General features: G+C 49.0%; 8 protein-coding genes. 7 read left to right on the top strand and 1 reads right to left on the bottom strand.

The window, feature by feature from the left end; genetic code table 11:
- Positions 1-36: 36 nt before the first annotated feature.
- Positions 37-1,197 (bottom strand): ROK family transcriptional regulator, encoded by a 1,161-nt coding sequence (locus NSS79_RS30010; RefSeq protein WP_342437271.1) that lies wholly within the window; start codon positions 1,195-1,197, stop codon positions 37-39.
- A gap of 328 nt (positions 1,198-1,525) precedes the next feature.
- On the opposite strand from NSS79_RS30010, the gene xylA reads away from it, so the two are divergent.
- The 7 genes from xylA (at position 1,526) to NSS79_RS29975 (ending at position 12,008) form a co-directional block, all read left to right on the top strand.
- Positions 1,526-2,842 carry a xylose isomerase gene (xylA, locus tag NSS79_RS30005; RefSeq protein WP_342437270.1) on the top strand — a complete coding sequence of 439 codons (1,317 nt, stop codon included), beginning with the start codon at positions 1,526-1,528 and terminating at the stop codon, positions 2,840-2,842.
- A gap of 135 nt (positions 2,843-2,977) precedes the next feature.
- Positions 2,978-4,474 carry a xylulokinase gene (gene xylB / locus NSS79_RS30000; RefSeq protein ID WP_342437269.1) on the top strand — a complete coding sequence of 499 codons (1,497 nt, stop codon included), beginning with the start codon at positions 2,978-2,980 and terminating at the stop codon, positions 4,472-4,474.
- 101 nt (positions 4,475-4,575) lie between these two features.
- Complete coding sequence (locus NSS79_RS29995; protein WP_342437268.1) at positions 4,576-6,117, top strand: response regulator transcription factor; 1,542 nt, start codon at positions 4,576-4,578, stop codon at positions 6,115-6,117.
- A gap of 150 nt (positions 6,118-6,267) precedes the next feature.
- A complete protein-coding gene (locus NSS79_RS29990) occupies positions 6,268-8,055 on the top strand; it encodes a histidine kinase (protein ID WP_342440466.1) in 1,788 nt (595 codons plus the stop codon).
- Between the two features lie 103 nt (positions 8,056-8,158).
- Positions 8,159-9,145: an ABC transporter permease subunit gene (locus NSS79_RS29985; RefSeq protein WP_342437267.1), complete on the top strand. Its 987-nt coding sequence runs from the start codon at positions 8,159-8,161 to the stop codon at positions 9,143-9,145.
- A gap of 14 nt (positions 9,146-9,159) precedes the next feature.
- Entirely contained in the window at positions 9,160-10,059 is a 900-nt protein-coding gene (locus NSS79_RS29980; protein WP_342437266.1) for a carbohydrate ABC transporter permease, read from the top strand.
- 206 nt (positions 10,060-10,265) lie between these two features.
- Positions 10,266-12,008 carry an ABC transporter substrate-binding protein gene (locus NSS79_RS29975; RefSeq protein WP_342437265.1) on the top strand — a complete coding sequence of 581 codons (1,743 nt, stop codon included), beginning with the start codon at positions 10,266-10,268 and terminating at the stop codon, positions 12,006-12,008.
- Positions 12,009-12,072 lie beyond the last annotated feature (64 nt).

The raw sequence follows: 12,072 nt of genomic DNA, 5'->3' as shown, positions 1-12,072 counted from the left end.
GGCTGCTTTAAATGCGGCAAATTTACGTCAATTTGTCTACAGGGTTACCCTGATATTGCCGAGAAAATGCATCACGGCCGAAAAGCCCGCACCGATCATGGTCCCGCGGCTGCCCAGCTTGGAAAAAGTGATCTCCAGCTGCTGCTTATGGTAGGGCAGCGTACGCTTAGCCACTACGCTGCGCAGCGGTTCGCCCAGCCAAGGTTCGGCCTCGGATAGGGCTCCTCCGATAACAATCAGCTCCGGATTGAAGCTGTTGATCAGATTCGTGACTCCAATGCCCAGATATTCGCCCATGGTTGAGAAGTGGCGCAGCGTATCCTCCTGCCCGTCCAGCGCATGGCGGACCAGTTCTGTGGTAGTGCGGGCAGGCAATGACAAGTTTGAGTTGTCATAGGTCTTCTCGGAGGCATACAGCTCCCAGCAGCCCCGGCTTCCGCAGCTGCAGGGTTTGCCTTCCGCTTCAATGGTCATATGCCCGGTTTCTCCGGCATATCCGCGGGCGCCCTTGTACAGCTCCCCCCCGATGATAATGCCCGATCCGATCCCTGAACCGGCACTGATATACAGCAGGTGGCGCACGCCCCGGGCTGCTCCGAAATTAAGCTCTCCCTGTGCACCCGCATTGGCTTCATTGTCTATCGTGACGGGAACAGCGAAGGTACTCTCCAGAATGGAACGTAAATCCACCATCTCCCAGCCAAGGTTGGGGGCGAACAGCACCACGCCGTTCTCATCGACCATCCCCGGCACACCTACTCCGATTCCTACGATACCGTAAGGCGACGCGGGGGATTTGGTGATCAGCTCCGCAATGATAGCCTTCATCTGATTCACAACATAAGGGAAATCATGGGCATCCAAGCGGCAATCCCGCTCGTGAAGCACGCCGCCGTCCAGATCGCAGAGCACCGCCGTGAGCTGCTTTACGCGCAGCTCGATGCCGATGACGCTTCCCGCCATTTTGTTAAAATGCAGCATGAGCGGTTTGCGTCCGCCGCTGGATTCCCCGGGGCCGGCTTCAGTCACAAGCTCCTGTCCGCAAAGCTCGGCGACAAGGTTGGACACGGTTGCTTTATTAAGGCCGGTCATCTCGGAGACTTTGGCCCGGGAGACCGGAGAATGCGTGCGGATCGTATGTAAAATAATCGACTTATTGATTTTTTTGACCAGCGCCTGGTCACCGGTAACTTTCACGAAGTACACTTCCTTTTTTGACAACGTTCTCATTAGAGTAGTATGCCACTTAGTCTAGAGTGATGTGCGGAAAAATGCAACAGGAAGCGCATTGTGTTCAAACGAATGGCAACGCATAGGCGATGCTGTCAAAGGGTACTTTATGGTCATGTTAAACGATAGAGCGGGCAGGGGACGGTTATTCGGCCCTGCTCGCGGAGGAGAAGAAATAGACAAATAAAAAGTTGTTTAAAACTTTGTTTAACCAATATACAAAGTCCTGAAGATGTGTTAAGATGATGCTGTAAACGCTTGCGGGCGAAGCAAAATATCGAGGAGGATTTTACAAATGGCTTATTTTGAAACAGTGAGCAAGATCTCTTACGAGGGAAGCCGTTCCACCAACCCTTTCGCATTCAAATTCTACAATCCTAAAGAAATCGTAGCCGGCAAAACTATGGAAGAGCACCTGAAGTTTGCAATGGCATATTGGCATACATTAACTGCTGGCGGTTCCGATCCGTTCGGCGCAGAAACTGCAATCCGCAGCTGGAATCACCTGAGTGGCCTGGACAAGGCTAAAGCCCGCGCTGAAGCGGCTTTTGAATTCATGGAGAAGATGGACCTGCCGTACTACTGCTTCCATGATGTGGACATCGCTCCTGAAGGCGCATCTTTGCGTGAGTTCTACAGCAACATTGATACCATCGTAGATATCCTTGAACAAGGCATGAAGACTTCCGGCAAGAAATTGCTGTGGAACACAGCCAACATGTTCACTAATCCGCGTTATATGCACGGTGCAGGCTCCACTCCTAATGCTGATGTCTTCGCACATGCAGCTGCACAAGTGAAGAAGGGTCTGGAAGTTGGTAAACGTCTGGGCGCACAAAACTATGTATTCTGGGGTGGCCGTGAAGGCTACGAGGAATTGCTTAACACAGATATGGGCCTTGAGCAGGATAACATTGCACGTCTGTTCAGCCTGGCTGTAGATTACGCTAAGGAAATCGGCTTCGACGGCCAATTCCTGATCGAGCCTAAACCAAAAGAGCCTACCAAACATCAATATGACTTCGATGCAGCAACAACAATTGCGTTCCTGCAGAAATATAACCTCGACAAGCACTTCAAGCTGAACCTTGAAGCTAACCATGCAACACTTGCCGGTCATACTTTTGAGCATGAACTGCGTGTAGCACGCATTAACGGCATGCTTGGATCGCTTGACGCAAACCAAGGCGACACATTGCTGGGCTGGGATACCGATGAATTTCCGGTTAACATTTACGATGCAACTCTTACGCTTTATGAAGTACTCAAGAATGACGGACTTGGCAAAGGCGGAATCAACTTTGACTCCAAAGTACGCCGTCCTTCCTTCGAGGCTGAGGATCTGTTCCTGGCGCACATCGCCGGTATGGACACTTATGCCAAAGGCCTTAAAGTTGCCGCTAAATTGCTTGAAGACCGCGTATTTGAAGACTTCATCGCGAAACGTTACAGCAGCTTTAATGAAGGCGTAGGGGCAGACATCGTTTCCGGCAAAGCAACACTGGCTTCGCTTGCCGAATACGCACTAAACAACGAAAATCCGCGCCGCAATGAGTCCGGACGTCAAGAACTGCTCAGAGCTACTTTGAACCAATACATCCTGGCTGAGTAGGATTAGGGCTTGAGCTTACGGCTCAGACTTTAGTTCAGCCGATATTAACGCAACGGGGGTTGCTGAAGAGAGCATTCTTCGGCAGCCCCTTTTCTTGTAAATGTGTTTCTTCATATAACTTTTAGGAGGATCAATATGAAATATGTAATCGGTGTAGACCTGGGGACCAGCGCGGTAAAGACTGTATTGGTTGATCCGCAGGGAAAGGTGGCCTTCGAACATTCCGAAGCCTACCCGCTTAGCAGACCCCAGCCGAACTGGAGTGAACAGAATCCCGAGGACTGGGTGAAAGGAACGCTGGTTAGCCTCCACCGTCTGATCGAGGTGTCTGGTGTAGATCCTTCGCAAGTGGACGGCATCAGCTTTTCGGGGCAAATGCATGGTCTGGTGCTGGTGGACAGCGAAGGTAATGTGCTGCGTCCGGCAATTCTCTGGAATGACACCCGCACTACGGCACAGTGCCGTACAATCGAGAAGAAACTGGGAACAAAGCTGATCAACATTGCCAGAAACCGCGCCTTGGAAGGGTTCACACTGCCCAAAATCCTGTGGGTTCAGGAGAATGAGCCAGAGGTGCTGGCGCAAGCGCACCAGTTCCTTCTGCCGAAGGATTACGTGCGTTTCCGTCTAACCGGTGATTATGCGATGGATTATTCCGACGCGGCGGGTACATTGCTGCTGGACGTAGGTGCGAAGCAGTGGAGTGCGGAAATTGCCGAAGCTTTCTCCCTTCCGGTCTCGCTGTGCCCTAGACTGGTAGAGTCCTTCGAACTGACGGGAACGCTGCTGCCTGAGATTGCTGAAGCCTCCGGCCTTCTGACATCCACTAAGGTATTTGCCGGCGGTGCGGATAACGCCTGCGGCGCGCTCGGCGCTGGTATTCTGGGTGAGGGCCGGACGATGTGCAGCATCGGCACTTCCGGTGTGGTCCTCTCCTATGAGAGCAACAAGGATCTTAATCTGGAAGGTAAGGTCCATTTCTTTAATCATGGGGAGAAGGATGCCTATTATATCATGGGCGTTACTCTTGCTGCGGGCCATAGTCTTACCTGGTTCAAAGAAACCTTTGCAGCGGAGAAGAGCTTTGACGAATTGCTGAAAGGTGTAAACGATGTGCCGGCCGGAAGCGGCGGGCTGTTGTTCACACCATACATCGTTGGTGAACGCACGCCGCATCCGGACGCAAATATCCGCGGCAGCTTCATCGGCATGGATTCCGGCCATACCTTGTCTCACTTCACCCGTTCGGTCTTGGAAGGAATTACGTTCTCCCTGCGCGAGTCGATTGAAATTGTGCGTGAATCGGGTAAGGAAATTACAGAGATTGTGGCGATCGGCGGCGGTGCGAAGAATGAGGCTTGGCTGCAAATGCAGGCTGATATTTTCAATGCGTCGATTATCAAGCTGGAGAGTGAGAAAGGCCCGGCTATGGGTGCGGCAATGCTGGCTGCCTACGGCAGCGGCTGGTTCCCTTCCCTTGGTGCATGTGCGGAAGCTTTCATCCGTCCTGCAGAAGTATTTAAACCGAATGCCGGGCAAGTGGCTGTCTATGATGGATTATTCAGTATTTACCAGGACGTATACGGCCAGACCCGCGAATTGAATGATAAGCTGGCTGCATACCGGAAATAACCGGGCTTGCAAGAATGGGGCTGACGATCTGCCCGCGATACCCGTTAGGGCAGCACTTGAGCTGTCCTTGCGGGACTACGCTTCTTAGGGGCTGAAGACTAATGATAAAAGTGCTGATTGTAGATGACGAGCCCAAGCTGAGGGAAGGGATGCGTACCCTGATCCCTTGGGAAGAGCTGGGTTACACCGTAGTGGCGACGGCTTCAAACGGATTCGAGGCGCTTGATAAGTTCCATAGCTTTGCTCCCAAGCTGATTGTCGCAGATATTCGCATGCCGGGAATGGACGGCCTGGAGCTGATTAATGAGCTGCGCAAAGAAAACGCTAACTGCCATGTGCTTATTCTTAGCGGTCATGCTGACTTCGAATATGCCAAACGGGCGATCTCCTATCATATTGACGGATATTTGCTGAAGCCGGTCGACGAAGAGGAATTGATCTCCTATCTTCATGATCTGCGTGTCACGATAAGCCAGGAGGAGCAATTGAGCCAGCTTCAGACGGATTTCCCGGTACGCGGCAATGAAGCGCTGCTGCGCGAGCTGCTTCAGCCGCGCGAGAATGGTTTTGACACGGCAGAATCAGCAGCCGGGCTAGGGCTTACGGGGTGGAGCTGTGAAATTGTACTGCTGGAGCTGAAACGGGCGCAGAAAGGCGAGGACGGAAGCGAAGATCGTGTACGCAGCATGCTGGAGCAGCATTGGCCGGCAGAGGAAGCATTGTTCTTCACCTTGCCTCCATATATGGGAATCCTGTTGAAGGAACCGCTCAAGGACGGGGATGCCCGCACAGCATTGTGGAATGACCTCAATAGAGTTATTTCCAAAGAGGGATTGGATTTTTATGCCGCTTCCGGAGGCGGAGTTGCCGATCCTCAGCTGGCAAGCCAGTCTTTTTCCGCAGCCCGCGGGCTGCTGGAGGCAGCTTTTTTCGGACGCAGGGAAATTCTCCTGAGCGGACAGCCAGATGAATGGCTGGTTCGGATCGAAGAGACTGAAGACATTGAGGAATTGGAACGCGATGAAGAGATGGAACTGCTGCTTGCGATTGAAACCGGGAGTAATGAAGCCATTCAGGCGCTGGTCGGGCAGATCATCCGCAAACTTGTTGCTATAAAACGCAATGAGACGTATATCAAAGATAATCTGATCCGGATCATGAGCAGTACGATTGCCCGCCTGGAGGCAGCTACCCCAGACATCCGTTCCTTTATTGCGGGCAATCCTTCTCCCACGGGGGAAGTATACAGCAGTTATTATCTGAGCGATATCGAGAATATGGCCGGGAACTACCTGGAGCAAATTTCGAAGCAGATGAACAGTGGCGGAAAGGGCGATGAGATTAAACGGATCACCGATTTGATCCAGCGCCGCTACAATGAGAACTTGAAGCTGGGGATGCTTGCGCAAATATTTAATTATAATAGCGCCTATCTGGGCAAAATGTTCAAGAACCAGATGGGCGAACATTTTAATACCTATCTGGATAAGGTGAGAATTGAGAAAGCGAAGCAATTTCTGACACAGGGCATGAAGGTGTATGAAGTTGCTGAAAGAGTCGGGTATATGAATTCCGATTATTTTAACGCCAAGTTCCGCAAATACGTCGGGGTATCCCCAACCGCCTACCGCAAGGATAATTAATCTTGGCCAGCGCACTTGCCGAACGATTAACGTGAGCATTATGATAGACAGGCTGTTCCCTATCTGCGGCAGATGAGGGAGCGGCCTGTTTGCCATGATTCGGGTGAACAGATTAGGAGAGGAGGGAACGTTGTGAAAAATCTGGTGCGGATGATCAATAACATGAAGCTGAAATATAAGTTCATTCTGTTCTACATTGTAGTCGTTATGATTCCTGTACTGATTATAGGCATTGCCCTAACCGGGTATTTTCGCGGGGCTGCCTTGGACAGAGCCATTGACCAGGCAACCAATAATTTGGAGAAAATCAAAAGTCAAATGGCAAGCAAACTGCGGGTTCCCACGGATATTTCGAATCTGCTCTATTTCGACGGCGATTTCAAGACCCTTGTCACTACGCAGTATCCCAGCATCCTGGAGCTGACGAAGGCTTATATAAACTTTACAGATTTCAAGGATTATATATTGCAGTACCGCGAACTCTCCAACATCCGTTTCTTCATTGATAACCAGACGCTGGTTGATAATATGTCTATCGCTCCCCTGACTCCGGAGATTGAATCCAGATCATGGTATCAGAAGGTTGTGGGGACCAAAGGAATACACTGGCTGTATATCCCCGACAAGGAGAAATATGAAACCAGTGAAAAAGGAACGATTAATAAGTTAAGCCTCATCCGGCAAGTGCCTTATTCGGAGTACAAAAAACCCGGTGTATTAATGGTGCAGGTAAATCCCGATGAGCTGAACGGAATGCTGTACCAGGAGCCCTTTGAAACGCTTATCACAGATGAGCAGGGATATATTACTGCCGCCAAGAACCCGGAGCTGGTGGGGACTACGCTGGATTCCTTTGATATCGATATAGACTTGAGTACGAAAACTAAAGGCGTGTTTAGAACCATGGTAAAGGGCGAAGATTCCTATGTTATTGTCGATGAGATGACTCCTTCGTTTAGCATCAGCCAACTGAAGGTGATTACCGTATTTGAGCGAAGCAGCATTCTTAGCAATGCGAATAAAGTGAGCGTTCTGGGGCTGCTGATCATCGTCGGAGTGCTGCTTGTTGCGCTGGTGCTTGTCTATACCATTTCTTTATTGACGACCAACCGCCTGCTCCGGCTCAGCCGCCAACTGAATCAGGTGGCCTTAGGCAATCTGAACGTAGTCTCCCATGTAGACGGGACGGACGAAATCGGACAGCTGTCGCGGCAGTTTAACTATATGGTGGGAAGCATAAACCAGCTGATCGCTCAAGTGATAGAGAGCAATGAGAAAAATAATAAGCTGGAAATCGCCCAGAGAGAAATTAAGTTGAAAATGATGGCCAGCCAGATTCACCCGCATTTCCTGTTTAATGCCCTGGAATCCATCCGGATGAATGCCCATCTTAAGGGAGAGAAGGAGATCGCCAATATCGTCAGACTTCTCGGAAAGCTTATGCGCAAAAATCTGGAGGTAGGCAGAGAACGGGCGCCCATGAAGGAAGAGATTGAAATGATCCGCTCCTATCTGGAGATTCAGAAATTCCGGTATGAGGACAGGCTGATGTTTGAAATAGATTTCGACGCCAAAGCCTCCGATATCCTGATTCCGCCGCTGATCATCCAGCCGCTGGTGGAGAATTCTGTTGTCCACGGACTGGAGAATAAAGAAGGAACGGTTAACGTGCGGGCAAGTGTCGTTTTGTCAGATGATGAGATACAAGTGGTTGTGGCAGACGACGGTGCCGGGATGACAGAGAAGCGGCTATCTGAAATCTTGGCGGTAATTGACCAAGCCGAGGAAGAGCAGCGAAGCCGGATCGGTCTGCGCAATGTGCATCAGAGACTGGTTCTGTATTACGGGGAAGAGCATGGCCTGATCATCACAAGCGAAGAAGGAAAGGGCACAACAATATCCTTTTCCATCCCGCGTGACAGCGATTTCAGACAGTAGGTTATTGAATGTCTAATTTACACAGGATTTTACGTGAAATCTGTCGGGTATTCGCTTACATTTGGGTGCGGTATGATATGAATATAAAAACGAAGGGGGAATAATGAACGTGAAAGCGCTCACTGAAAACGGTGTTACAGCAAATGAAAGCGTAACCCCCCACCCACCTGCGAAGCGGAAAAACGGATTTTGGAGTAGCGTACTGCAGCAAAAGTACTTGTATCTGATGTCTCTTCCTTTCGTGATCTGGGTATTCATTTTCAGCTATGTGCCCTTATGGGGATGGTTGATGGCATTTCAGAAATATAAACCGGCCAAGTCGTTTGGGGATCAGAAGTGGGTTGGATTGGATAACTTCAAAGAGCTTTTCCATGATGAACGCTTCTACCTTGTGCTAAGAAACACGCTTGCAATGAGCGGTTTGGGATTGGTATTTGGTTTCATTGTTCCGATCTTGTTCGCCGTTTTGCTTAATGAGCTGCGGGGAAACGTCTTCAAAAGAACAGTTCAGACTGTATCTTACCTGCCTCACTTTGTATCCTGGGTCGTGGTAGGCGGGATTGTCTACAAGACACTCGCGATCGACGGAGGGATCGTGAACGATTTGCTGATCTGGCTTAATGTCATTGATGAGCCGATCCAGTTCATGGCTAAAGGTAAATATTTCTGGGGGATTTTAACTGCAGCTGATATATGGAAAGAAACTGGCTGGAATGCGATCATCTATCTGGCAGCGATTACAGGGATCGATAAAGAGCTGTATGAAGCGGCAAAGGTGGATGGGGCCGGAAGAATCAAGCAAATGTTCAACATTACATTGCCGGGTATCCGCACGACAATCACGGTTCTCCTGATTATGTCTATCGGCCACTTGGTCGGTATCGGCTTCGAGAAACAGTTCCAGCTGCAGAACAACCTTGTTACCGATTATTCGGAAGTGCTGGATTTGTATGCGCTTAAATATGGTATTCAAATAGGACGCTTCTCCTATGGTACCGCAATCAGTATGTTCACCTCAGTAGTCAGTGTGATCTTGCTGCTTGTCGCTAACGGTGTAATGAAGAAAATCACTAAAGAAAGCATCATGTAAGGAGGGGATCTTAAGTGAGCAGCAAAGCTTTTCAAATGTCAAGGTCTGAACGTGTATTCGACATCTTCTTGTACATCTTACTAGGGTTGGTCATGATTGTGACTCTATATCCCTTCCTGAACGTGCTGGCGATTTCCTTCAATGAATCTACAGACACCGTTCGAGGCGGCATATATATCTTCCCGAGAGCCTGGACGCTTGAGAACTACGAACGGATCTTCAGTTATACAGGTCTGATTCAGGGTTTCAAAATCTCGATATTGCGGACCGTTTCCGGTACAATTCTCGGACTTGCAAGCTCTGCCATGCTGGCGTTTACGCTCAGCCGTCCGGATTTCCGGGCAAGAAAATTTGTTTCGGTATTCCTGGCACTGACCATGTACTTCTCCGGCGGTATGGTGCCTATGTACATTCTGATGAAAGATTTAAATCTGATCGGAACGTTCTGGATCTACATTTTGCCGGGTGCGGTTTCCGCGTTCAACGTATTCGTCATCCGTTCCTTTATGGATGGTCTGCCATACGCCCTGCAAGAGTCCGCTAAGCTGGACGGAGCCAATGACTTCCTGATTTTCTACAAAATCATCTTGCCGCTCTGTAAGCCGGTGCTTGCAACAATCGCACTCTTCCTGTCGGTAGGACAATGGAATGAGTGGTTCACAACCTATCTGTATAATGGTAACAAGCCGCATCTAACGACACTCCAGTATGAGCTGATGAAGGTTCTGTCGAGTACGAACCAGGGCAGCGGCATGGCAAATGCCAATGATTTGGCCCAGCAAATGGCGCAAATTTCACCAGAGTCCATCAAGATGGCTATCACCATTGTAGTAACGGTACCTATTCTTGTAGTGTATCCTTTCCTGCAGAAGTATTTCGTAAATGGTATGACACTGGGAGCTGTAAAAGCCTAATCCCTGCTAGACAGGGCTAGGATAAGAGGGACGTATTTCTGGCAGGAAAATTGCCAAGCAGAATTACGTCCTGGCTTATCCGTCAAATGAAAGCGCTGGATTGGATTTATTATTATATCGTATTTGCAAGCGCTAACAATGGTATATACAGGTTTAACCTGATATGCATAGATGAACTAATACAAATTATCAAGGGGGATACACAAATGAAAAGCAAGAGCATTAAGACTGCTTTTACGCTCATGCTCATGAGCTCTATGCTGATCGCAGGCTGTGGCGGCGGCAACAACAACAAAAATGTTATCAACACTCCTGCCGACAATGGGGCGAAAAACACCGGCAACAATGCTGCAGACGATACTGCTATGGATACAAGCCCTTTTACAATCTCTTTCTTTGGTGGGGATGCCAGTCCAAACTGGAACAAAATGCAGGATGATGTGGGTAAAGTAATTACTGAGAAAACTGGTGTAACGATTGATGCAGAGTTTGATGTAGGCAGCGGCGGCGGCGATCAAAAAATCCCTATGATGGCTGCCAGCGAAGATGTTCCTGATTTGATCTTCGCCAAAGGAAATCTTAGTATCCTGGTAGATGCCGGTCTGGTTATTGATCTGACCGAACTAATTGATAAATATGCTCCGAACCTGAAAAAAGTATATGGCGATAACATGAACCGTCTGAAATACAGCCTGGATGACCAGAGTATCTATCAAATTCCTACGAACATGGGGGTCGGCCAGCAATCCTTCGACGCAACAGGCGGATTTGAAATTCAACACCGCGTACTGAAGGAACTGGGCTATCCTGAAGTGAAGACCTTAGCCGACTATGAAAAAGTGCTGAAGGATTATGTGGCGCTGCATCCGGAAACCGATGGACAGCCTACGATTCCGCTTACGCTGAATGCCGATGACTGGAAGATCATGATCACGGTTACGAACCCTGCCTTCACTACAACAGGGGCACCGGATGATGGTGAATATTATGTCGATCCGGAAACTTACGAAGCAAAACTTCACTACAAACGTCCTGAAGAAAAAGAATATTTCCGTTGGTTGAACGGCATGTACAATCAAGGTCTGCTTGATAAAGATGCCTTCGTACAAAAAGACGACCAATATAAGGCCAAAGTGGCCAGCGGCCGTGTGCTTGGTCTGATCTCCCAGGAATGGGAATATTCCGATGGTGAAAATGCTCTGAAAGCAGCCGGTAAAGATGAGTACACTTATGCGCACTTCCCTGTAACCCTGTCCGAAGAGTATAAAGATCATTCTTTCATGTCAACAGGTATCGACGGCTATGGTCTTGCGATTACAACTGCAGCTAAAGATCCTGTCCGGATCATCAAATGGCTGGACTGGATGTCTTCCGATGAAGGCCAGGTTTTGAGAAGCTGGGGGGTTGAAGGCAAGCATTACACTGTAAATGCAGATGGCAAGCGTGAAGTTCCAGCTGAAATTTCAGACAGAAAAGCCAATGATGCCGCTAACTTTCAAAAAGAAACCGGTATCGGACAATATCTGATTTTCGGTGCACGTTATGGCGATGGTGTGAAGGATCCTACTGGCAACTATTACACTGCAACCTTCCCGGAAGAAATCGTAGCTGCTTACTCCGAAGCTGAGAAGGAATCGCTCAAAGGCTACAATGCTACAACATGGAAAGATCTGTTCCCTAAAGAAGATGAATTCCCAGTCAAAGAAACTGGCGCTTTGTACAACATGCCTGTTCCAACTGACGGTCAATACCAGGTAATCTTTAATAAGACTCGAGATATCGTTCGCAAACGTATTCCAGAAGCGATCCTGTCTAAACCGGCTGACTTCGATAAAGTATACGATGCATTCCTTGCTGAGCTGGACAAAGCAGGTGCTCAGGATATGGAAAAAGAGTTTACAGAACTCGTGAAAAAGAGAGTATCCCTGTGGACTGGAAAAGATTTGTAGGCAGCAATTCTCCTTGTTAAACAAAACTAATGCAACAGCAAGGACCCGACATTCGTCAGGGTCT

Origin of the sequence: Paenibacillus sp. FSL L8-0436, from assembly GCF_038593025.1 — a bacterium.
In the GTDB taxonomy this organism is placed as follows: domain Bacteria; phylum Bacillota; class Bacilli; order Paenibacillales; family Paenibacillaceae; genus Paenibacillus_AQ.
This window is presented reverse-complemented; position numbering and strand designations above follow the sequence as displayed.